This window comes from Pseudomonas sp. FP2335, from assembly GCF_030687535.1.
Lineage (GTDB): Bacteria > Pseudomonadota > Gammaproteobacteria > Pseudomonadales > Pseudomonadaceae > Aquipseudomonas.
In genome coordinates, this window is record NZ_CP117437.1 from 1071478 (window position 1) to 1094817 (window position 23340).

21 protein-coding genes and 1 riboswitch are annotated in these 23340 nt (G+C 60.3%); of the genes, 12 read left to right on the forward strand and 9 right to left on the reverse strand.

Annotated features, from left to right (window positions below):
* The first annotated feature begins 5 nt into the window (after positions 1–5).
* Positions 6–263, forward strand: a complete 258-nt coding sequence (locus tag PSH81_RS04640; protein WP_226456465.1) for a hypothetical protein — start codon at positions 6–8, stop codon at positions 261–263.
* A 130-nt stretch (positions 264–393) separates the two neighbouring features.
* On the opposite strand, the gene PSH81_RS04645 is transcribed toward PSH81_RS04640, so the two are convergent.
* On the reverse strand, positions 394–1557 hold the full coding sequence (locus PSH81_RS04645; protein ID WP_226456464.1) for a 1-acyl-sn-glycerol-3-phosphate acyltransferase: 1164 nt from the start codon (positions 1555–1557) through the stop codon (positions 394–396).
* A 132-nt stretch (positions 1558–1689) separates the two neighbouring features.
* On the opposite strand from PSH81_RS04645, the gene PSH81_RS04650 reads away from it, so the two are divergent.
* The 4 genes from PSH81_RS04650 (at position 1690) to PSH81_RS04665 (ending at position 3724) form a co-directional block, all read left to right on the forward strand.
* The gene (locus tag PSH81_RS04650; protein ID WP_192297653.1) at positions 1690–1869 is read left to right on the forward strand and encodes a CPXCG motif-containing cysteine-rich protein; all 180 of its coding nucleotides are present in this window, start codon (positions 1690–1692) and stop codon (positions 1867–1869) included.
* An 11-nt stretch (positions 1870–1880) separates the two neighbouring features.
* The gene (locus PSH81_RS04655; protein WP_192297652.1) at positions 1881–2141 is read left to right on the forward strand and encodes a putative signal transducing protein; all 261 of its coding nucleotides are present in this window, start codon (positions 1881–1883) and stop codon (positions 2139–2141) included.
* Between the two features lie 36 nt (positions 2142–2177).
* Positions 2178–2798, forward strand: coding sequence for an SOS response-associated peptidase (locus PSH81_RS04660; RefSeq protein ID WP_192297651.1), 621 nt, complete (start codon positions 2178–2180; stop codon positions 2796–2798).
* Positions 2799–2905: 107 nt separating this feature from the next.
* Positions 2906–3724 carry a M48 family metallopeptidase gene (locus PSH81_RS04665; protein ID WP_192297650.1) on the forward strand — a complete coding sequence of 273 codons (819 nt, stop codon included), beginning with the start codon at positions 2906–2908 and terminating at the stop codon, positions 3722–3724.
* Between the two features lie 154 nt (positions 3725–3878).
* Here the strand turns inward: PSH81_RS04665 and PSH81_RS04670 are convergent, their stop codons facing one another.
* From PSH81_RS04670 to PSH81_RS04685, 4 genes are all read right to left on the reverse strand, one after another.
* On the reverse strand, positions 3879–5606 hold the full coding sequence (locus PSH81_RS04670) for a M91 family zinc metallopeptidase (protein ID WP_305392077.1): 1728 nt from the start codon (positions 5604–5606) through the stop codon (positions 3879–3881).
* A 250-nt stretch (positions 5607–5856) separates the two neighbouring features.
* Positions 5857–6441 carry a TMEM165/GDT1 family protein gene (locus tag PSH81_RS04675; protein ID WP_016974259.1) on the reverse strand — a complete coding sequence of 195 codons (585 nt, stop codon included), beginning with the start codon at positions 6439–6441 and terminating at the stop codon, positions 5857–5859.
* Positions 6442–6530: 89 nt separating this feature from the next.
* Positions 6531–6650: riboswitch (yybP-ykoY riboswitch) on the reverse strand.
* A 51-nt stretch (positions 6651–6701) separates the two neighbouring features.
* The gene (locus tag PSH81_RS04680; protein ID WP_226456462.1) at positions 6702–7700 is read right to left on the reverse strand and encodes a class I SAM-dependent methyltransferase; all 999 of its coding nucleotides are present in this window, start codon (positions 7698–7700) and stop codon (positions 6702–6704) included.
* Positions 7701–7730: 30 nt separating this feature from the next.
* Positions 7731–8696 (reverse strand): 2-hydroxyacid dehydrogenase, encoded by a 966-nt coding sequence (locus PSH81_RS04685; RefSeq protein WP_305392078.1) that lies wholly within the window; start codon positions 8694–8696, stop codon positions 7731–7733.
* Positions 8697–8782: 86 nt separating this feature from the next.
* On the opposite strand from PSH81_RS04685, the gene PSH81_RS04690 reads away from it, so the two are divergent.
* The 7 genes from PSH81_RS04690 (at position 8783) to PSH81_RS04720 (ending at position 19705) form a co-directional block, all read left to right on the forward strand.
* Entirely contained in the window at positions 8783–9415 is a 633-nt protein-coding gene (locus PSH81_RS04690; RefSeq protein WP_192297644.1) for a LysE family translocator, read from the forward strand.
* A 259-nt stretch (positions 9416–9674) separates the two neighbouring features.
* Entirely contained in the window at positions 9675–11357 is a 1683-nt protein-coding gene (locus PSH81_RS04695) for a fatty acid--CoA ligase (protein WP_305392079.1), read from the forward strand.
* Positions 11358–11688: 331 nt separating this feature from the next.
* The gene (locus tag PSH81_RS04700) at positions 11689–13629 is read left to right on the forward strand and encodes a DUF1302 domain-containing protein (RefSeq protein WP_305392080.1); all 1941 of its coding nucleotides are present in this window, start codon (positions 11689–11691) and stop codon (positions 13627–13629) included.
* Positions 13630–13657: 28 nt separating this feature from the next.
* Entirely contained in the window at positions 13658–15022 is a 1365-nt protein-coding gene (locus tag PSH81_RS04705; protein WP_226457711.1) for a DUF1329 domain-containing protein, read from the forward strand.
* 224 nt (positions 15023–15246) lie between these two features.
* Positions 15247–17976 (forward strand): LuxR C-terminal-related transcriptional regulator, encoded by a 2730-nt coding sequence (locus PSH81_RS04710; RefSeq protein ID WP_305392081.1) that lies wholly within the window; start codon positions 15247–15249, stop codon positions 17974–17976.
* 88 nt (positions 17977–18064) lie between these two features.
* Positions 18065–18709: an MBL fold metallo-hydrolase gene (locus tag PSH81_RS04715; protein WP_226457713.1), complete on the forward strand. Its 645-nt coding sequence runs from the start codon at positions 18065–18067 to the stop codon at positions 18707–18709.
* A gap of 222 nt (positions 18710–18931) precedes the next feature.
* The gene (locus PSH81_RS04720) at positions 18932–19705 is read left to right on the forward strand and encodes an OmpA family protein (protein ID WP_305392082.1); all 774 of its coding nucleotides are present in this window, start codon (positions 18932–18934) and stop codon (positions 19703–19705) included.
* Positions 19706–19775: 70 nt separating this feature from the next.
* On the opposite strand, the gene PSH81_RS04725 is transcribed toward PSH81_RS04720, so the two are convergent.
* From PSH81_RS04725 to PSH81_RS04740, 4 genes are all read right to left on the reverse strand, one after another.
* On the reverse strand, positions 19776–20357 hold the full coding sequence (locus tag PSH81_RS04725) for a BON domain-containing protein (RefSeq protein WP_226457715.1): 582 nt from the start codon (positions 20355–20357) through the stop codon (positions 19776–19778).
* The gene (locus PSH81_RS04730) at positions 20354–20947 is read right to left on the reverse strand and encodes a phosphoheptose isomerase (protein WP_007904374.1); all 594 of its coding nucleotides are present in this window, start codon (positions 20945–20947) and stop codon (positions 20354–20356) included. The genes PSH81_RS04725 and PSH81_RS04730 overlap by 4 nt, the downstream gene beginning before the upstream one ends.
* A 92-nt stretch (positions 20948–21039) precedes the next feature.
* Positions 21040–21411, reverse strand: coding sequence for a YraN family protein (locus PSH81_RS04735; protein WP_226457716.1), 372 nt, complete (start codon positions 21409–21411; stop codon positions 21040–21042).
* Positions 21411–23222 (reverse strand): penicillin-binding protein activator, encoded by a 1812-nt coding sequence (locus PSH81_RS04740; RefSeq protein ID WP_226457717.1) that lies wholly within the window; start codon positions 23220–23222, stop codon positions 21411–21413. Before PSH81_RS04740 ends, PSH81_RS04735 begins: the two co-directional genes overlap by 1 nt.
* Positions 23223–23340: the final 118 nt, after the last annotated feature.

Sequence of the window (23340 nt, forward strand, 5' to 3'; positions counted from 1 at the left end):
TTGCGATGGCGCTGCCCGCTCTATTGATCAATGTTGTTGCTTTGGCGGTGGCGCTCCCGGGTTCGGCGCTGCTGGCCATTACCCGCCTGCGCGAGCAACGCGCCATGGCCGACCTGACCGCACAAGGCGAAGATCGCGCTATCGACCAGCCGATGTTGTTTCTGGATGTACGCACCGAACGGGCGCATCGAGTGGCTTACCGCATAGGGTTCGCCTGCCTGGGCTTGGCGCTGGCTATTTCCTGGCTCAGCACCCACCTCTAAAACACACTACAAAACAAATGTGGGAGCGGGCTTGCTCGCGAATGCGGTGGGTCAGTAACAAATCTAGTGACTGAAACTCCGCATTCGCGAGCAAGCCCGCTCCCACACAAGCCCGCTCCCACATTTTCGTCTACAGCGGGATGCCAGCCTTGACCCGGTATTGGTTGCGCACCGGCGTGGCGTACTGCACCACCAGGAACGGCCGATGTTCAGCCGGGCATTCGTGCAAGCGTCGCTCCCACTCGGCCTTCGCCTTCGCCAGCTCATCGGCCGGGAATACCTCGGCGGCCGTCGGCACCTGCAACTGCGGATCAGCCTCGCTCCACTGCGCGTACGCCAGGTAGTGCACCGGGAACAACCGATAACCGCCGAGAATCTGCCGGTCCATTTCCATGGCCAGCACCTTGGTGTCTTCGAACCGCTCGGTGATCGGCGGCGCGAAGTTCACGTGCACCCGGCCCTTGTAGCCGGTGATGCCCAGGGCAATGCTCACGTCATCTTCGCCCGGTGCCTTGCTGTAGGTGCCGGTGGTGGCGCGGATGTACAGCTCGCGGGCCTTGGCTGAATCGCACGGGTCGTATTCGTAGCTGATGGACACCGGCGTCAGGTTCAGCGACTGGATCACCTCGGCAAACGGCTCATCCTTGCGGCTGACGTGGAACATCTTGAGGATCGCCGACTCGGTGCGATCATCCCCGTCCTTGGCTCGGCCTTCGGCCTGGGCGATCCAGATCGACTCGCGGTCATTGCGGATCGAATGGTTGATGTAGGCCGACAGCAGGTTGAACGCCGCCATCTTCTCCTTTCGCCCACTGATCGAGCGGTGCACGATAAAGCTCTTGTTCAGGCGCATCAGGTCGCTGACAAACGGCTTTTGCAGCAGGTTGTCGCCGATGGCGATACGTGGCGTCGGCAGGCCGGCGTGGTATACGGCGTAGTTGACGAAGGCCGGGTCCATCACGATGTCGCGATGGTTGGCGAGGAACAGGTAGGCGGTGCCGGACTTGAGCTGCTCGACGCCGGTGTAGGTCACGCCGTCGGTCGCGCGGTCGATGGTATGGTCGACGTAGTACTCGACTTTGTCTTGCAGCGTGGCCACGGTGGTGACGCCGGCAAATTCACGGCGCAGCTTGCGGGCGATCATCGGCTTGAGCAGCCAGCCCAGGGCGCCGGCGAAGCGCGGGAAACGGAAGTGGGTCAGGATGTCCAGAAAGGCCTTGTCACTGAACAGCCGGTCCAGCACTGCCGGGACTTCGCTGTCGTTGTAAGGTCGGATGGTATCGAATTGGCCCATCATGCTCTCTTGTTAGAAACGGCTAGGGTAAGTAGAGGAAATACCAGGGTACGGTCCGGGTAATGGTCCCGGCCGAAAATAACCCTGTAAATAGACCGGCGATTATACGCACAAGTCACCTTGGAGGCCGCGATGGAAGAAGAGTCGTACGAATGTCCTTATTGTGGGGAGCTGGTCACGGCGCTGCTGGACCTGTCCGGGGGCGATCAGGAATATATAGAAGACTGCCCGGTGTGCTGCCGGCCGATCATTTTTGACCTGCAGGTGCACGGCGGCGAATGGATGCTGAACGTGCGCGGTGAAAACGAATAACAGGTGGGTCCATGCAGCGAATCTACGAGCCGGAAAACCTGATGGAAGGCGAGTTGTTGCAACAGATGCTCGCCAGCGAGGGCATCGAGGCGCATCTGGTTGGCCGGCATTTGCTCGGCGGCACGGGCGAGCTGCCGATCTTCGGCCTGCTGGGCCTGGAAGTGGATAACGACCAGGCCGCCAATGCCCGCGCGCTGATCACCGCCTATATCGGTGCACAGCCCGTGGCGGGCGATGAACCCGACAGCTTCCCCGACGTGTTGGTCTGTTAGGCTGTCGGTCGGTTTACCCAAGAGTCGTGTTGCCCCATGTGTGGACGTTATGCCCTGTTTCGCTGGAATCCCTCCTTTGCTGCCTTGCCGGGTTTTCCGGCCGATCAGCAGGCCCAGTGGAACATTTCTCCGAATGACTCGGTGCTGATCCAGCGCGCCGACGCCGGCCAGCGCACCCTGGCCCGTGCCCGTTGGGGGTTGACGCCGCCGTGGCTGACTGACCTTTCGCGTACCCCCGCCCACGCCCGCGCCGAGACCCTTGCCGAACAACCGATGTTTCGCGAGGCATTTCGCCAGCGCCGCTGCCTGCTACCGGCCAACGGGTTCTACGAATGGCGCGGAACCCAACGCAAGCGCCCGTACTGGCTGACGCCGGGGGAGGGCTCTACGCTGTTTTTTGCGGCGATCTGGGAAGCGTACCCTGTGCAGGAGCAAGTGTGGCTGAGCACGGCAGTGGTCACCCAGGCCGCGCAAAGCCAGCGGCGGCCGTTGATTCTGGATGCGGCAGGGCAGGAGGCGTGGCTCAATCCGGAGACGCCCTTGCACACGCTTCAGGCGTTGCTGGCCAGCGAGCCTGGCGCGTTGCGTGAGCGTGTATTGGCCAATATGGTCAATGATCCGAAGCTGAACGGGCCGGAGTGTTTGACGCCCGGTTGAGCGGCATGTGAGATGTATCTGAAATTATCCGGCTACACGTCTGTTGTATCTGGCGCCAATACAAATGACCGCCTACGATACGCGCCATGTTTTCAGGGAGAGTGTTCATGAAGAAATCATTGGCAATAAACGTACTGGCAGCGGCGCTATTGCTGGCCGGTTGCCAGTCGGTCAACACCACCAGCGGCGGCGCCGTCGGGGTTGAGCGCAAGCAATACATGTTCAGCATGCTGTCGAGTCAGGAAGTCGACCAGATGTATGCCCAGTCCTACCAGCAGACCTTGGGTGAAGCCAGCAGCAAGGGCCAGTTGGATAAGACCAGCACCAACGCCAAGCGCGTGCAGGCCATCGCCAACCGCTTGATCGCCCAAGCACCGACCTTCCGCCCCGATGCGGCGCAGTGGAAGTGGGAAGTGAACCTGATCAAGAGCGACGAAATGAACGCCAACTGCGGGCCTGGCGGCAAGATCTTTGTGTACAGCGCTTTGATCGACAACCTCAAGTTGACCGATGACGAGCTGGCGGCGGTGATGGGGCATGAAATCGCCCACGCCTTGCGCGAGCACGGTCGCGAAGCCATGTCCAAGGCGTATGGCATCGAGATGGCGAAGCAGGGCGCGGGCGCGTTGTTCGGCCTGGGCCAGGACAGCCTGGCATTGGCCGATACCGTGGCCAACTACGGCATGACTTTGCCCAACAGCCGAGCCAATGAAAACGAGGCAGACTTGATCGGCCTGGAGCTGTCGGCTCGCGCCGGTTACAACCCGAATGCGGCGATCACGCTGTGGAACAAAATGGCCAAGGCTTCGGAAGGTGCACCACCGGAGTTCATGAGCACTCACCCGGCGTCGGACAGCCGAATCGCCTCGTTGCAAGCGGCGATTCCAAAAGTGATGCCGCTGTATCAGCAGGCCAAGAAATCCTGATCTCCCAGTTCCTATAGCCCCCCAAATGTTGTGGGGGGCACCCCGTTAGCAAGGTGTCAGTTAATGAAGAAGGTACTGACACACTGCTATTGGGGGGCTCTGAAAAAGCGCCATCGTCTTTTGCGCCAGGCCATTTGTATGGTGCCTTGATGAGCTAGTCTCCGTATCTTTGCCGCAGCGGCAACCCAAGCTCGTTGAGGAGCGCGTTTTCGTTGTAAGGCCAGGGATTGGTGTTGGTAGGCGGCGTCCGGGGATTGCGGTCAAAGTCAAAATAGCTCGATGTGGGGAGTCCTACCGCCTGGCGTTCATAATTCGCCTCCCATTCCAGACCACGGCCATTCCAGACTAGCGATGACCCCGGCAGAATCGTGCCCCGCCCCCCGTTGACCGCATGGGAAAGTTCATGTTGAAGAATAACCAGTGGAGGCCGCTGGTGCCCGGGAGCAATGAATGATCGGTCATACTCAACCGCTGGGTTTTGCGCCGGAGTGCCTGCAACACCGTTTTTTATTACGCCAGGCGTGCGCGCCAAACCCTGCTCCGGGGGGGGCATGCGACGCCCGCCCGGGTCGTCGTAATAATAGAAACTACCTGATACGCCTTCTTTCAGGGTCACAGGTGCATCAAGCGAATCTATGATTTTCAGGGTTTCCTGCCCGGCCCGAGTGCTTCTCAGGGCCTCCAGGTCATCCTTCACGCGCTGAGTGAACGAAGGACTACCCTGGATGTTAATGCCGCGCGCGCCGGCATCAGGGGAGGGTATTGTGTGCTCAAAGGACGACGATGGGTGGACGTGACTAAGATCGTCTGCTCTTTCCCCAATGACATGATCATTCCTGGAGCGTGTCTGCACCCAGTCGTTACCTTTGCCTGGAACAATAGTGCTGCTGTCACCCGCGTAGATGTAGTCATCTCCGTTCCCTCCAAACAACACGTTACGACCCCTCCCGCCATAGATGAGGTCCCTGCCGTCTCCCCCGTCCACGTAGTTGATTTTCGTATCTGGCCCTCCACCCGCACGTATCTCATCACTGCCAGGTCCACCGTAAATCGTTGCATGTCCTGAGCCACCAGTGATGAAGTCATCCCCATCACCGCCTTCAGCGTAGCCTTCGCCACTTCCCAGATTGATATTGTCCTGGCCAGACCCTCCGTAGATTTTGGTCCTTCCAGATCCGGCGAACGCGCTATCATCGCCCCTTCCAAGGTTGATGTTGACGTCATGTGCGAGTCTGTTATCAATAACGACGGAATCGTTCCCATCGCCAGTCTTGACATCAATGGTCTGTTGATTACGCCTGTTTGCCTCAAAAGGAATCTCGTAAGACCGCCCGTTTACCTGTGCAAGAACTCCGCCATTTCGCCCCTCGGTAACATAAACCGCATCATTTCCCTGGCCGGTTTCAATCGACAGCCTTTCGTGGGTTGTATTTGAGCCATTCGGGCGCCCTGCGGAGTATTTAATTCGAACATTCCCATCATTGAGTCCGTTATTCAGGTCAACCTTGGTTGGCGCAGACGATGATTGAGGGCTGCCGTATTGAATCGGTCCTTCACGGCCTTGGGCCTCATAGCGGATTTGTTCTGGCGTGGGACCGCGCTGATAGCTGGAACCACCGCCGCCCCTTTGATCAGGGTGACGGGACATACCGCCCGCGTCGCCTTGGGGAATCGAGCTAACGCTGATCGAGCGCTGCTCCGATGTGGAGGGTTCAGAGTTGTTGTTGTACGTAAATGGCACATTCGCCATGTAAGGCGCAGCGTTCGCCGCTTGATAGGCAGGGTCGCTCGCATTGTTATAGGCGGCTTGCTCTTTATTATCCTCGCTTGATTGTTTTCGTTGCACGGCGTTGGACGAAGAAACTGAATATGACGTGTCCATCGGTACCTCTCATTGCGTAGAAAGGGTTATGACACGTTTGTGGTATCCAGATCTGAAGTGTTCCTTCAGATAATTCCGCAAAGGCTCGCGCACTGGCTTACCCCTGTGTGTATTGCCGAAAGACGCGCCGTGGAGAATCCTGCCCTGACCCTTCGGCCAGGGCGCACACAGCGCGCCGTTGCAGGTTATGAACTGAACGAGTTTGCGCAGAAAGCCAAAAGCCCTCCCTCATTGGATTGGTGTTGGAGTCTTAGATCCAGCCGCTGCTCTGCATGGCCTTGTACACCGCAACCACCGCCAGTACGAAAAACGCCGTAGCCGCCAATCGCCGAATCAAGGTCAGCGGCAGCTTCTCCGCCGCAAAATTTCCCGCCAGAACCACCGGCACGTTGGCAATCAGCATGCCCAGCGTCGTGCCGATAATCACCAGCCACAACTCGGGATACTGTGCCGCCAGCATCACTGTGGCGATCTGGGTCTTGTCACCGATTTCGGCGAGGAAGAATGCGATCAGCGTGGTCAGGAACGGCCCGAACTTGCGGGTGGTGCTGGCTTCGTCGTCATCGAGTTTGTCCGGCACCAAGGTCCACAGCGCGGTGGCGCAAAAGCTCGCTGCGAGGATCCAGTGCAGCACCGCATCCGAGAAGAAGCTGCCAAACCACGCCCCCACGGCACCGGCGGCCGCATGGTTGGCCAGGGTCGCGGCGACGATGCCGGCGATGATCGGCCAGGGTTTGCGAAAGCGTGCGGCAAGGATGAGCGCGAGCAGTTGCGTCTTGTCGCCGATTTCGGCCAAGGCAACGATTGCGGTAGGAACGAGTAATGAATCCAGCATCAGGTAGGTTTCCAGGGGCGGGTCGACACGGCTATGACACGTACAGCCTTCCCGCCCCGGGTAAGGTGTGCGTGTCATAGGTCTTGTCAAACCCTGGTCCGTCTGTGCGGACACCTGGGTCGCATACGCCATGGCCTGTTGACCAAGTATGTTGACGTATGCCGGACGAGCATGGCGCTCGTGGGAGACTACTCCCCTAGGACGGAGCGGATTCTGCCTAGGCAGAATCCATTCGGCAAGCCTTCTTTTTCAAACACCCGTCAGCCGCGCTTGGCGCGATAGATGCGGAAGCCATTGCCTTCGGCCTTGATTGCGCACACGCCTAGATGCTCTTCGATCAGTGGTTGGTACTTCAGGAAACTGTTGGCGACCAAGCGCAGTTCGCCGCCTTTTGCCAGATGTTTCGCCGCTTTTCGCAGCAGGTTTTCCGTGGCGAAGTAATCGGTGTGTACACCGACATGGAACGGCGGATTGCTCAGAATCGTGTTCAAACCCATCGGCGCAGCGTCGATTCCGTCGCCCGTCAGCACCTCGGCTTCCAGACCGTTGGCAGCCAGGGTCAAGCGACTGCTGGCCGCGGCGAACGCATCGACATCAAGCATCGTCACTGCGTTGTGCGGGTAGCGACGCTTGACCGCAGCACCGAGCACGCCCGCGCCACAACCGAAATCCAGGAGGTGACCGCTCGGCAGTTTATCCAGATGCTCCAGCAGCAGTTCCGTACCGCGATCCAGGCGACCATGGCTGAATACCCCCGGCAAACTCACGACCTTCAGCGGCCCTTCAGCCAGTGGCACTTCGAAAACCTGAGCCAGGCTTTCCAGTTCGATCGCTTGCGGTGCGTTGGTCACGGTGACTTGCCACAGCTGGCAGTGCCGCGCGTTATCCAGCTTGCGTGGTTTGCCAAAGGGGGTCATCTGCTTGGCGGCGCTTTCGATGCCGGCTTTTTTTTCCCCCACCAGGAACAGCTCCGCAGCGGGCAGACGAGCGGCCACGGCATTGAGCAGATAGTCGGTGAGATCCTTGGACTTGGGCAGGAAGATCACCGCCGCATCAAATGCCCGCTCGGGCACATTCACGCCGAACTGGCTGCGCTCGGGGAAGCGTGCATCGAGCGCCGCCTGGTCGCCGGCGTGCCAGCACCAGCCGTGGGCGTTGGGCAGGCGGCCCAGCAGATCATCGGCAGGCAAGCCGACGAGCAGCACGTTGCCTTGAAAAAGTTCGGCCTGACGAAGCAGTACTTCACTGCGCGGATCCATGGTCTGCTCCTTGAAAAGGGGCGCAGTTTATCAACTCACAACCCGCAGCGGGGCACCGCTGAAAAAGCCCCGGGCGTTTTCCGCCAGTTGGCCGACGATGCGCTGGCGTGCTTCGCGACTGCCCCAGGCATTGTGGGGCGTGACGATCAGTCGAGGGATGTCGCCGGCCAGCAGCGGATTGCCGTTGACCGGCGGCTCTACACTCAGCACATCGGTCGCCGCGCCGCCCAGATGGCCATTGCGCAGCGCGTCGGCCAGGGCCTGTTCATTGATCAAGCCACCGCGCGCAGTGTTGACGATAAAGGCGCCGGGCTTGAGCAGTGCCAGTTCGCGGGCGCCGATAAAGTCGCGGGTGTGTTCGTTCAGCGGGCAGTGCAAGGTCAGGGCGTCGACCTGCATCAGCAATTCGTCCAGCGGCACGCGGTCGGCGCGGGCAGGGCGCCCGGGAATCGCGCCGAGCAGCACGCGCATGCCAAACGCTTCGGCCAGGCGCGCGACGGCGCTACCCAATTCACCGTGGCCAAGCAGGCCGAGGGTTTTGCCTTCCAGCTCGACAATCGGGTGATCCAGCAGGCAGAACTGCTTGGCTTGCTGCCATTTGCCGGCGCTGACATCCCGCTGGTAATCGTTCAAGCGCGTCGCCAGGTTGAGCAACAGCATGATCGTGTGCTGCGCCACCGACGGCGTGCCGTAGCCCTGGCAATTGCTCACGGTGATGCCATGGGCGCGGGCGGCTTCGAGGTCGATGTTGTTGGTGCCGGTGGCCGACACCAGGATCAACTTGAGCTCGGGGCAAGCGGCCAGGGTTTCGGGGTTGAGCGCAATCTTGTTACTGATCGCCACTTGGGCGCCTTGCAGGCGTTCGATCACGTTCTGCGGCGTGGTCTGCTCGAACAGCTGCAGTTCGCTGAAGCTGTTTCGCAGCTCGCTGAGGTCGAGGTCTCCCAAATCCAGTGAGGGATGATCGAGGAAGACGGCGCGGCGATTGTTCGTCATCAACTGTACCTTTTGCGACAGGGTTCGAAGGCGTAATCTCCCGAGCCTATCAGATGAAATAATCAGTTACTTGAATTGGAGTGAGCATGTACGTCGCCGAGTTTTTGACCGTGGCACTGATTCACTTGTTGGCAGTGGCCAGCCCCGGCCCGGATTTCGCCGTGGTGGTACGGGAAAGTGTTACCCACGGCCGCCGCGCCGGGACCTGGACTGCGCTGGGCGTCGGCTCGGCGATTTTCCTGCACGTGGGCTACTCGCTACTCGGCATTGGCTTGATCGTGTCCCAGTCCATCGTGTTGTTCAACGCCCTGAAGTGGGCGGCGGCGGCCTACCTGCTGTACATCGGCTTCAAGGCCCTGCGCGCACAGCCGGCCAAGCCTGCGGCCGAGGGTGAATTGCACGCTGAAGTCGGCGAACGCACCGCGCGCGGGGCGTTCACTGCCGGCTTCGTGACCAATGGCCTGAACCCCAAGGCGACGTTGTTCTTCCTGTCACTGTTCACCGTAGTGATCAACCCGCACACGCCGTTGGCGATCCAGGCGGGTTATGGCTTGTACCTGGCAGTGGCCACGGCGGTGTGGTTCTGCCTGGTGGCCATGCTGTTTAGCCAACAGCGCGTGCGTGCAGGGTTTGCGCGGATGGGGCACTGGTTTGATCGGACGATGGGGGCGGTGTTGATTGCCATTGGGGTGAAGTTGGCGTTCACCAGCATGAAGTAAAACGTGAGCGGACGCAGTTCAAGTGTGGGAGGGGGCAGGCTCCCGACAGCATTGGGTCAGCCGGCTTATTTGTCGCTGACCCGCCGCAATCGGGGGTAAGCCCCCTCCCACGTTGAATCGGTGTGAAGTTGCATTGATGGCTCGGCGCCAGCACCTATAGGTTCCTGCAAATCATTCCTTTGGCTGATTTGGCTGAAACATAAGCGCTCTACAGTGCAGAACTTCCAGCCAAGACCGTGCAGTCATAAAAGGGATTCCTATGTTGCAGACCCGTGTTATCCCCCCCGCCGAAGGCGCCTACCAATATCCGCTGTTGATCAAGCGCCTGTTGATGTCCGGGACCCGTTACGAGAAAACCCGGGAAATCGTCTACCGTGACAAGTTGCGCTACACCTATCCGACCTTGATCGAGCGCGTCGCGCGCCTGGCCAATGTGTTGACCGAAGCCGGGGTAAAGGCCGGTGACACCGTGGCGGTGATGGACTGGGACAGCCATCGCTACCTGGAGTGCATGTTTGCCATCCCGATGATTGGCGCGGTGATCCACACCATCAACGTGCGTCTGTCGCCGGAACAGATTCTCTACACCATGAATCACGCCGAGGACCGCTTTGTGCTGGTCAACAGTGAGTTCGTGGGGCTTTACCAAGCCATCGCCGGGCAATTGACGACGGTCGACAAGACCTTGCTGCTCACCGACGGTGAATCGAAAACCGCCGAGCTGCCAGAGCTCGTGGGCGAGTACGAAACCCTGTTGGCCGCCGCCAGCCCGAAATACGACTTCCAGGATTTCGACGAAAATTCCGTCGCGACCACCTTCTACACCACCGGCACCACCGGCAACCCCAAGGGCGTGTACTTCACCCATCGCCAACTGGTGCTGCACACCATCGGTGTGGCGACCATCATGGGCAGCGTCGACAGCGTGCGCCTGTTGGGCACCAACGATGTGTACATGCCGATCACGCCGATGTTCCACGTTCATGCGTGGGGCCTGCCGTATGTGGCGACCATGCTGGGCCTCAAGCAGGTCTATCCCGGCCGCTACGATCCGGAGTTTCTGGTGGAGTTGTGGCGCAAGGAGAAAGTCACTTTTTCCCATTGCGTGCCAACCATCCTGCAAATGCTGCTCAACGCCAAGGCTGCACAGGGCGTGGATTTTGGCGGCTGGAAAATCGTCATCGGTGGTAGCGCGCTCAACCGTACGCTGTACGAAGCTGCCAAGGCTCGTGGGATTCAACTGACGGCTGCGTACGGCATGTCCGAGACCGGGCCGTTGGTATCGTGTGCCCACCTCAACGAAGAACTGATGGCCGGCAGCGAGGACGAACGCACCACCTACCGCATCAAGGCCGGCGTGCCCGGGCCGTTAGTAGACGCGGCGATCATCGACAGCGAAGGCAACTTCCTGCCTGCCGATGGCGAGTCCCAAGGCGAGCTGGTGCTGCGTGCGCCATGGCTGACCGAAGGCTATTACAACGAGCCGCAGAAGGGCGCCGAGCTGTGGGAAGGCGGCTGGATGCACACCGGTGACGTGGCCACGCTGGATGCGTTTGGGGTGATCGATATTCGTGATCGCATCAAGGACGTGATCAAGACCGGCGGCGAATGGGTCTCCTCCCTGGCCCTCGAAGATCTGGTCAGCCGTCACCCGGCGGTACGCGAAGTAGCGGTGGTGGGCATCGCCGATCCGCAGTGGGGTGAGCGTCCGTTCGCCTTGCTGGTGGTGCGTGATGGCCATGTGATAGGGGCCCGTGAGCTCAAGGAGCACCTCAAGCCGTTCGTGGAGTTGGGCCACCTGAGCAAGTGGGCGATTCCGAGTCAGATCGCCGTTGTTACGGAAATTCCCAAGACCAGCGTCGGCAAGCTCGACAAGAAACGTATCCGCATCGACATCATTGAATGGCAGGCCAACAACAGCACGTTCCTGTCCACCCTCTGACGCCCCTCGCCGTGCCCGCCCGGGCACGGCAATGCTCTATCTTGCGCCTCTACTTGTGATTTGCCGATTTTCAGCCATCCTTGCCGCGTCGGCCTTCGCCGACATGGCGAAAGGGTCGTGGCAGACGGGTCGGTGATGCAAATCACACTTTAGAGGGATCAAGCACTACCCCCCGCTGGCTATAGTCCCTTCCAGAGTTTTTCAAGGATGTTCCGCTTTGGGCCATGGGGGCTCAGTTGCCGAGCGGCATTGGAATCGTTGTATTCCGGCCGTTACACGCATCACAGAATGAACTCTCTGCCATAACAATAATGCACATGGAGTAGCGTCGATGACCTCAGTAAACCAGTTCTGGCGCCGGGCAAGACTGCCCCTGGCCGTCAGTCTCGCCTCTACGCTCGCCGGGCCCGCATTCGGCGTCAGTTTCAATATCGGTGAAGTCGAAGGGAGTTTTGACTCGTCTCTTTCCGTGGGGGCCAGTTGGTCGACGGAAAAGGCCAACAAGAACTTGATCGGTTCCAACAACGGTGGGCACGGTCTCTCGCAGACCTCTGACGATGGGCACCTGAACTTCAAGCGTGGTGAGACGTTCTCGAAGATCTTCAAGGGCATCCATGACCTGGAACTGAAGTACGGCGATACCGGTGTGTTCGTGCGTGGCAAGTACTGGTACGACTTTGAACTCAAGGATGAAAGTCGTCCGTTCAAGGACATCAGCGACAGCAATCGCAAAGAGGGCGCCAAATCCTCCGGCGCGCAGATCCTCGACGCCTTCATCTACCACAACTACAACATTGCCGATTTGCCGGGCTCGGTGCGTTTCGGCAAGCAGGTGGTCAGCTGGGGTGAAAGTACCTTCATTGGGGGTGGCATCAACTCCATCAACCCGATCGACGTGTCTGCGTTCCGTCGTCCGGGCGCCGAGATCAAGGAAGGCCTGATTCCGGTCAACATGTTTTATCTGTCGCAAAGCGTAACGGACAACCTGTCGGTAGACGGTTTCTACCAGTTGGAGTGGGACCAGACCGTTGTCGACAACTGTGGGACATTCTTCTCGCAGCCTGATGTGATCGCCGACGGTTGCGACAATAACCTTGCGGTACTGCGAACCCGTCAAGGCTTGTCCAACGCCTTGCCGGCGCCGTTCCGGAATGCGGCGTTCGGTGCGCTGGCGGCCCAGGGTGTGAACTTCGGCTCGCCGGATGAGGGCGCCATTGTTCGCCGTGGTCCTGACCGTGATGCGCGCGACAGCGGCCAGTTTGGTTTTGCCGCCCACTACATGTTCGAGCCGCTGGATACCGAGTTCGGCGCTTACTTCATGAACTACCACAGCCGCGCACCGATCTTCAGCGGACGAGGGGCGGCGGCGAGCAAGTACAGCCCTGCGAACCTGGTTGGGTCATTGATGGGCCAAGGGTTGACCTTGGGACAAGCCAGCGCGATCGCGCCATCGCTGTTGCCGTTCGTGGTTGCCGGCAACTCGAGTTACTACGTTGAATACCCTGAGGACATCCGCCTGTACGGCCTCAGCTTCTCTACGACGTTGCCTACCGGCACCGCGTGGAGTGGTGAAATCAGCTACCGTCCGAATGCACCGGTGCAGTTGAACACTACGGACATTCTGTATTCCGGGCTGACGCCTTTGGCCGCGGTCAACCCGGCAGCGGCCAACTACTCGGTGCTGCAAGGCAAGGCGGACCAGGACCAACCTGGCTATCGCCGTAAGGAAATCACCCAGCTGCAAACCACGTTCACTCACTTTTTCGATCAGGTGATGGGGGCTGAGCGACTGACGGTTGTCGGTGAAGTTGGCTTCACTCACGTCGGTGGCCTGGAAAAAACCTCCAAGGCCCGTTACGGCCGCGATCCTAGCTACGGCCCTGGCCCACTGCCAAATGGTACGTGCCAGACCTTGAACGCTGGCACCCTGACTGGCGCTGCGCAGAACAACCTGTCGCGCTACTGCGAAAACGACGGCTTCACCACCGCCAACTCCTGGGGTTATCGCGCCCGCGCCATCTGGGATTACAACAGCGTCTTTGCAGGGATCAACCTCAAGCCTAGCGTCGCGTGGTCCCATGATGTGAGCGGCTATTCCCCTGGTCCAGGTGGCAACTTCGAAGAAGGCCGCAAGGCCGTCAGCCTTGGCCTGGACGCGGAATACCAGAACACCTACACCGCAGGCCTGTCGTACACCAACTTCTTTGATGGCAAGTACACCACGGTGGACGACCGGGATTTTGTTGCGCTCAGCTTCGGCATGAACTTCTAAGCGACCGTATTTCAGGAAGAACCAGAACATGAAAATAACTAAAAGTCTGTTGCACGTGGGTGTGCTTGGGCTGTCGATCCTGGCGAGCAACGTCATGGCGGCAGTCTCGGCGGATGAAGCCGCCAAGCTGGGCACGAGCCTGACCCCGATGGGCGCCGAAATGGCCGGTAACGCGGCGGGCACCATTCCCAAGTGGTCGCCATTGCCGACCAACGCCGGCGCTGTAGATGCCCGTGGTTTCCTGGCCAACCCTTACGCCAGTGAGCAACCGCAATTCACCATCACCGCGCAGAACGTCGAACAGTACAAAGACAAGCTGGCACCGGGCCAATACGCAATGTTCAAGCGTTACCCGGACAGCTTCAAGATGCCGGTCTACCCGACCCACCGCGGTGCCACGGTGCCGGCTGAGGTGTTCGCCTCCATCAAGAAGAACGCCACCACCACCAACCTGGTGTCTGGCGGCAACGGCCTGGAGAACTTCGAAACTGCCGTGCCGTTCCCGATCCCGAAAAGCGGCGTGGAAGTGATCTGGAACCACATCACCCGCTATCGTGGCGGCAGTGTGACGCGTCTGGTCACCCAGGCCACACCGCAAACCAACGGTTCGTTCAGCCTGGTGTACTTCAAGGACCAGTTCGTTTTCCGCGACAAGATGAAGGACTTCGACCCGAAAAACCCGGGCAACGTGCTGTTCTACTTCAAGCAGGAAGTGACTGCCCCGGCACGTCTGGCCGGTGGTGTGCTGCTGGTGCATGAAACCCTGGACCAGGTGAAGGAACCGCGTTCGGCGTGGGTCTACAACGCCGGCCAGCGCCGTGTGCGCCGGGCGCCGCAGGTGTCCTATGACGGCCCGGGTACTGCTGCCGATGGCCTGCGTACCTCAGACAACCTCGACATGTACAACGGTGCACCGGACCGCTACGACTGGAAGCTGGAGGGCAAGAAGGAAATCTACATCGCCTCCAACAGCTACAAGCTCGACGATCCGAAGCTCAAGTACGCCGACATCATCAAGGCTGGCCACATCAACCAGGACTTGGCCCGCTATGAGCTGCGCCGCGTCTGGCACGTGGTCGCGACCTTGAAGGAAGGCCAGCGCCACATCTACGCCAAGCGTGACTTCTTCATTGACGAAGATACCTGGCAAGCGGCGGTGATTGACCACTACGACGGTCGCGGCCAACTGTGGCGCGTCGCCGAGGCCCACGCCGAGAACTACTACGACAAGCAAGTGCCGTGGTATGCCGTGGAAACCCTCTACGACCTGCAGTCGGGTCGCTACCTGGCGCTGGGTATGAAGAACGAAGAGAAGCAGGCGTATAACTTCGGCTTCACCGCTACTACCAGCGACTTCACCCCGGCGGCGTTGCGTCAGGACGGTGTTCGCTAAGCCCTAGCGATTGCCCATGTGGGAGGGGGCTTGCCCCCGATGGCGGCAGGCCAGTCAATTCATCGGTTGACTGACCCGCCTCTATCGGGAGCAAGCCCCCTCTCACATTTTTTGTCTCAGTTCTTTTTCAGGCATATGTTGCAAAGATCTACAATCCCGCCGCTTTTACCGCTAGTCTGCGGACATCTGCAATGCCGACAACAGCCTTCTACAAGAGCCCGGCGATGACTGATCTGTCCCGAATCCAAGGGCCTGCCAGTGCGGTAATCCCGACCCTGGAAGGTCGCTTCTACAGGCCACCCCTGCCTGACGGCTACGTGCTGCGACCGCGGCTGTGCGAACGGCTGACCGCCGGGCTGGACGGGCGACTGTTGCTGGTCAGCGCACCCGCCGGGTTTGGCAAGAGTTCGTTGGCGGTGGAGTTCTGCCAGAGCCTGCCGGCCCACTGGCAAAGCCTGTGGCTGGGCTTGAGCCCACGGGACAGCGACCCCGGACGTTTCCTCGAGCGCCTGCTCGACGGTTTGCAGCAGTACTTCCCGCAACTCGGCGCCCAATCCCTGGGGCTGCTGAAAATGCGCCAGCGTCACCAACCCTTTGCGTTTGAAGAATGGCTCGACGGCTTGCTCGACGAACTGACGGTGCATCTATCCACCCGCGCACCGCTATTGCTGGTACTGGATGACTACCATTTGGCCCAGGGGCCGGTGCTCGACCGTTGTCTGCAGTTTTTCCTCAACCATTTGCCTGATGGCCTGGTGGTATTGGTCACCAGTCGCCAGCGCCCGGACTGGCATCTGGCACGTCTGCGCCTGTCCCGGCACCTGCTGGAACTGCATGAGCAAGACCTGCGCCTGACCCATGCCGAGTCCCTTGCCGTACTGGATCGCCATAGCAGCTCATTGCGCGGTGAAGCTCTCGACAACCTGATCCGCCGCAGTGAGGGTTGGGTCGCCGGCCTGCGCTTCTGGTTGCTGGCCGCTTCCGAAGCGGGCAATGAAGGCGCGTTGCCGCAAAACCTGCATGGCGGCGAAGGGCTGATCCGCGATTATTTGCTGGAGGAGGTGATCGACTGCCTACCGGCCGATGTGCAGGCCTTCTTGTTTGACACCGCCCCCATGGAACGTTTTTGCAGCGAGCTGTGCGACGCCGTACGCGAAGCCCACGACAGCGCGGAGAACCTGCGTTACCTGCAAGCCCATCAAGTGTTCCTGGTGCCACTGGATGATCAGGGCCACTGGTATCGCTACCACCATTTGTTCTCCGATTTGTTGCGGTCCCGGCGCGAAAGCAGCAACGTCTTGCCGACGGCCAGCCTGCACCTGCGCGCGTGCCGCTGGTTCAATGCCCAGGGTTTGATCGATGAAGCGGTGGAGCAGGCGTTGCGCGCCGGCCATCTGGATGTGGCCGCTAATCTGGTGCAGAACCTTTCGGAGGAGCAACTGCTGGCCGAGCAAAATGTCGGCATGTTGCTGCGCTGGAAGATGGACTTGCCGGATAGCCTGCTGATCAGCACGCCACGCCTGATCGTGCTGTATAGCTGGGCCCTGGGCCTGGCCTGCCAATTGGATGCCGCGGAGGAATTATCCGGCTACCTCAGCCGCTTTCTGCCGGCGCCTTCCGCCACCGCGCAAAAGTCGATGCTGGCCCAGTGGTTGGCGCTCAGTGGCGTTATCGCGCGCGGGCGGGGCAATCGTGAATTGACCCAGCGCTATTGCAGTGAAGCGTTGGAAAGTCTGCCGCAGCGACGCTACGGCCAGCGCTTGATGTGCCTGTCGACACTCTCCAACCTGGCCATCGTCGACGCCGATTTGTGGCGTGCCCGTGGCTTGAACCGTGAATCCCTGGAGTTGGCGCAACGTGTCGGCAACCCGCTATTTGAAGCCTTGGCCCACTATGACCGCGCACGCGTCCTACAGGCCCGGGGCGAGATTCTGCGTTCGTTGGATGAAGTGCGTCAGGGCCTGCAACGCTTGCATGGCTTGGCGCCCGAGCGGTTGTACGCAGTGCGCGCGCGGCTTTCGCTCTATGAAGGCTACCTGTTGTTGGTGCGCTACCAGCCCGATGCGGGCATTGCCCGTTTGCGCGCAGGGCTGGTGGAGGCTCGCGCCTGCCGCGATATAAGCGTGTTGATCGGGCACTGCGTGATCGCCAGCTTTGAGGGGCGGCGCAATGATTTCTCCAAGGCGTTTGCCGAACTGGCCGAGGCCGAGCGCTTGATGCATATCTGGGACGTGCCGCCGATTTACTACTTGGCGATGATCACCCTGATCAAGTGCGAACTCTGGCTGGCCCAAGGCCGCACCGACCTGGCGGATGCGTGGTTGAACCGCTTGGGGCAAACCTACAATGGTGAGCACGCCGCGGCCGCACCGGAATTTCATCCACACCTGCCACAACATATCGGCCTGCAGCAGGCCGCGCTGGAGGCCACGCGTCATCAACCCGCTGCCGCCCTGCAACGTCTCGAAGAACTGGCGCAGCAAGCCCGGAACAGCGGACGCCAGATGATTGCGCTGATGGCCCTGACCCAGTTGGCGCAATTGCTGCTGGACGGTGGTCACGAAGCCAAGGCCCGTGTGGTTGTGGCTCAGGCCCTGGAGGCGGGCGCAGGTGGCGCGCTGCAGCCGTTCCAGCGCTTACTGGAAAACCACCCCGATTGGATGCGCGAACAGTTGGGCCAGGACGCCCATGGCTTGCTGAATCAGAGCCTGCTGGCGCTGTTGCCGGCGATTGTGGTGGTGGAGGCTGCACCCCTGCAGGAAACCCTCAGTGCACGGGAGCTGGCGGTGCTGCAACTGATCGCCGAAGGCTGCTCGAACCAGGAGATCAGCAATCGGCTGTTTATCTCGTTGCACACGGTCAAGACCCACGCGAGCCATATCAACAGCAAGCTGGGGGTGGAGCGCCGCACGCAGGCGGTGGCGCGGGCGCAGGAGTTGCGATTGATTGGTTAGCGAGTGACCGCCAGTCTGTTTTAATAGTGCAATTGTTCTGGCGATATTCGCCCGAAAGCGACATTTCGTTTGCACTAGAGGACCGCCCATGGACACCGTCAAGCCGACACTCATCCGCGAAACCTTTCCCGTCGGCCCGCTGCAATGCAACTGCACCATCATCGGCGATCCCATCAGCAAAAAAGCCATCGTGGTCGATCCGGGCGGCAACCATGAGTTGATCCTCGCGCGCCTGGATGCGCTGGGTCTCAAGGTGGTGAGCATCATCCACACCCATGCTCACCTTGATCACTTCCTGGCGTCCGGCCAATTGAAGGAGAAGACCGGTGCCACCTTGCACCTGCACAAGGAAGACCAGTTCCTGTGGGACAACCTTGAGATGCAGTGTCAGATGTTTCGCGTGCCCTACACTCCAGTGCCGGCTCCGGATCGCTGGCTGGAACATGACGAAGAGTTGGCCTGCGGTTGCGGTGTGGCGTTGCATACGCCAGGGCACACGCCGGGTTCGATGAGCTTCTGGTTTGCCGATGCCAAGTTGCTGATTGCCGGCGATACGCTGTTTCGGCGTGGCGTGGGACGTACGGACTTGTGGGGCGGGGACCAGGCGACCATCGTGCGCTCGATCAAGCAGCGCCTGTATACCCTGGATGAGGGCGCAACGGTGGTGGCAGGGCACGGGCCGGATACCCGGCTGGGGGATGAGATGCGGGAGAACCCGTTTGTACGGGCTTAGGAGGAGTGGGGCTGTTCTATAACCGATAACCGTTGTAGCAAAAACTCAGGTCGCGTTCAGCGTAGGTCTGCTACGGTTTCTAAAGCAGTCTTGGTTCCGAATCTTTTGTTACTGGTCGGCGCGCGGCCACGGAATTTTTGCTGTTTGTCGCGTTCCAAACTCGGCACAGGTCCATTGCCAATGTCCTTTGCACCATAGAATGCAAAAGTAGGAGCCTCCTTCATGTTCACTTCGCGTCGTCTGCTTGTTGTCGCCACCGTCGTAGCCCTGTTGTCGGGCTGCGCTACGCCTAACCCTTACGACGGCAGCAGCCAAGGACAGGCCAGCAATGATTCCGGCGGTATGAGCAAGACCGCCAAGTACGGTGGCCTGGGTGCCCTGGCCGGTGCATTGGCCGGTGCGGCCATCGACCACAACAACCGCGGCAAGGGTGCGCTGATCGGTGCGGTGGTTGCCGGTGCCGGTGCTGCGGGCTATGGCTACTACGCCGACCAGCAAGAGAAGAAGCTGCGTGCAAGCATGGCCAATACCGGGGTCGAAGTGCAGCGCCAGGGTGACCAGATCAAGCTGATCATGCCGGGCAACATTACGTTCGCCACCAACTCGGACGCGATCTCCAGCAGCTTCTACCAGCCGCTGAACAACCTGGCCAACTCCCTCAAGCAGTTCAATCAGAACACCATCCAGATCGTCGGCTACACCGACAGCACCGGCAGCCGCCAGTTGAATATGGACCTGTCCCAGCGTCGTGCACAGAGCGTGGCCAACTACCTGACTTCCCAGGGTGTGAGTTCGGCCAACCTGAGTGTACGTGGCGCCGGTCCGGATAACCCGATTGCCAGCAACGCCGACGTCAACGGCCGTGCTCAGAACCGTCGAGTAGAGGTCAACCTTGGCCCGATCCCAGGTCAGCAATATGGCCAGCCGGGCGCCCAGCAACAAGCGCCACAACCGAACAATCAGTTCCAGGGCAACCCGTACTCGCAGTACCAGTAACACACAGGACCATAAAAAAGGGCGCCGTGCAGTCAATGCACGGCGCCCTTTTTTGTGGCTGACGGTTGGATCAGTCGATGTATTCGAACACTTTCACGATCTTCTGCACACCGGACACACCCTGCACCAGGTTGGCTGCACGGGTGGCTTCGGCCTGGGTCAGCAGGCCCATCAGGTAGACGATGCCGTTGTCGGTGACGACTTTGATACGCGAGCCAGGAATCGCGTTATCGGTCAGCATCTGTGCCTTGATCTTGGTGGTCAGCAGCGCGTCATTGCTGATGGCCAGCAGGGTGATCGGGTCCATGACCTGCAGTTCGTTGTGCACCTTCTTCACACGCTGCACCGCTGAGGCGGCCTGTTCAGCCTGGGCCTTGAGGTCGGCACGCGGAGTCTGGCCGGCCAGCAGGACCACACCGTTGAAGCTGGTGACGACGATGCGCGACGCACCGTTGCCCAAGTCGGTAGCGGCCTTGGCGATGTTGACCTCAACCTTGGTTTCGATCAGCGAGTCGTCGATCTTGCTACCGAAGGTGCGGGTGCCCTTGTCATCCTGGATCGGGGTGTCACGTGTTGCAGTGATTGCCGTGCTGCAGCCGCTGATAGCGATGCACAGCGTGATGGCCAATAGGCTGAGGCGGTTAACGGTCATTCTTCACTCCCAAACAATTGGCTGTCGATCAGATCGCATAGGCAGTGGATCGCCAGCAGATGGACTTCCTGGATACGTGCGGTGACATTGGCTGGAACGCGGATCTCCACGTCCTCCGGCAACAATAGCGAAGCCATGCCGCCGCCATCGCGCCCGGTCAATGCTACGACAATCATTTCGCGATCATGTGCGGCCTGGATCGCTTGAATAATGTTTGCCGAGTTGCCGCTGGTGGAAATCGCCAGCAGCACATCGCCAGGTTGGCCCAGGGCGCGGATCTGCTTGGAGAAGATTTCGTTGTAGCTGTAGTCGTTGGCAATCGAGGTGATTGTCGACGAATCGGTGGTCAGGGCGATGGCCGGCAAGCTCGGACGCTCGCGTTCGAAGCGGTTGAGCAGTTCGGACGAGAAATGCTGGGCATCGCCGGCCGAACCGCCGTTGCCGCACGAAAGCATTTTGCCCTCGTTGAGCAACGCGTTGACCATGACCTGACTGGCTTGCTCGATGTGCGGTGCAAGTACGTCCATCGCCTGTTGCTTGGTGTCGATGCTGGCCTGGAAAAGCTGGCGAATTCGGGATTGCATGTCCATCTGTGTGACCTTAAGTAGCGCGGCTGTTTGGCACAGGAATGTGCAGCCCGCAAAGCAAAGAGCAAAAGTGTGTGGTGAAGATGTCCGGCGAATCAGCTGTCGAAGGCATCTTTGAGCCAGTTCAGATCAGCCTGACCAGACGGTGTGCGTTCAATGGCAACCACATCGAAACGGCAGGGGGCGTCGGCCCAGCGATGCTCTTTCTGCAGGAAAAACTGCGCGGCGAGTATCAGCTTCTGACGCTTGCGCCCGTCGATACTGGCGAGCGCGCCACCCCATTGTGCGTGTTTTCTGTAGCGGACTTCGACGAATACTACTGTATCGCCGTCAAGCATGACCAGATCAAGCTCACCGCGTTTACACAACCAGTTCTGCGCCAGAAGGCGCAGACCCTGCTGTTGCAAGTGTTTCAGAGCTTGCAGTTCGGCGTCCTTGCCGCTTTGTGCGCTGGACCGCTCGGGCATCAGCGCGGGGTGTCGGGCAGGCGCTGTATGTCGCCGCCAACAAACTTGGCCCATGGCATCTGGCGATCAACACGCTGGCTGGCACTGATGCCCAGGTTGCCAGAGAGACCATCAATACGAGTGTCCGGCAGTGCCTTGAGTTGGCCCAGGCGTGGCGCCAGGCGGTAGGCGTCAACGCCCATCGCGTACAGGCGGCCAAGGCTACCATTGGCTTGCGGCCACTGCGCAGCCACCTGATTGCGCAGCGGGTCGGTGCTGTTGAGCAACCAAGGGGTTTCGCAGAACATCACGTTGGTCATGTCCAGGTATTGGTTCTTGTCACCGCTGGCACTGAATACGTGGGAGGTCGCATACACCGGTACATCACCGGCGTACTGGAAGTTCAGGGTCGGCTTGATCTGCTGGGCCAACTGCGGGGTCACGGCCAGGAAGATGAACTCGATGTCCTGACGGCGCGAAGGTTGCGCTGCTACGTCAGTGCCGACCGTGTTTTGCAGGCTCTTGGCGCGGCCTTCGCTTTTGCGCAGTTGGAACAGGTCGGCGATTTGCTGGGCCAGGGCGACCGGCTGGTCGACGTATTCCACGCCGACAACGGTACCGCCGTTGGCTTCCCAATCCTGGCGGAAGGCCTTGTAGACACGTTCACCCCATTCACCACGCGGCACCATGGCGGCTGCACGATGCAAACCGTCGGCGCGGGCACGACGCGAGACTTCACGGGCTTCATCTTCAGCGGCCAGGCCGAACTGGAACAATTGCGCCGGGTTCTGGTCGGCCTCGCTGTAGTTCAGTGCCAGGGTGGTGATCGGCAGTTGCGGGCGTGCGCTCAGCTGTTTGACCAGCGGTTTTTCCAGCGGGCCGACCACCAGTTGCACGCCGGCAGCCTGGGCCTTGGCGTAGAAGTCGTCGATGGAGGTCAGGCGCGAGCTGTCAAAGAACTCGATGACCGGCGGCTTCTGCCCGGCCTGCTGAGCCTGGTAGTGCGCCGCCATGAAACCTTCACGCAGCGCTTTGCCGACGGAGGCCAGCGGGCCTTCCTGCGGCAGCAACAGGGCGATCTTGTTCAGGGGCTGGCTGGCCAGTTCCTTGAGCTTGGTCAGTGGCAACGGCAGTTGTACGGCTGCCGGGTGGCTTGGGTTCTGCGCGCGCCAGGTGTCGATGGCGGCTTGTTGTTGCTCCAGGGTGCCGGCACCTTTGACCGCTTGGGCCAGGGTGATCCAGCCGTCGAGCGTTGGGTTGCCGCTGGCTTGCAGTTGGTCGGCAGGCACTGCAGCAATCAAGGTCCAGATGGCTTCGTGGTTGTTTTTGGCTGCATCACCGCTGAGCAGTGGGGCCATGGCCACGCGTTCGCGGGCGGCGGCCAGCGTCTGGCCATCGGCTTCATAGGCGCGGGCGTGCACGCTGCCGGTGCGCAGCTGTTGTTCGGGCGGCAGGTCCTTCAGGTTTTGCAGGCTTGGGTGGCTCAGGGCGGTCAACGCCGCCTTGGGCTGGTTGCGCGCCATGGCCAGTTCGGCAGCCAGGGTACTGGCAAATACTTGCGCGGCTGGTTTCAGGACGTCCAGGGGCACCTGCGCAAGAATCTGCGACGAGCGGCCTGGATTGTTTTGGTGGTAAGCCATGTCTGCCGCACTCAGGCGCAGCAAAGCGGCCTTTTCTGGCGTCTTGGCGGAGGTGGCCTGTTCGAGCAGTTGCTCGATACTGGCGTCCGGGGTCCGTGGGAGGTCGCCAAGGCTGGACGAGGGCGAGCTGGCGCAAGCGGCCAACAGGGCAGCGAGGCAGAGGGCGGAGAGCAGCCGCAGGCAAGCGATCATGTAAGTGTTCCTGATACCGATCAAATTAGCGTGGAATTGTACCCAAGCACTGGCCCAGGCGCGATGTTACTGGCGTGAAACCGTCGAATTAGGTCGTGCAAATGTTGCTGGTGGCCAT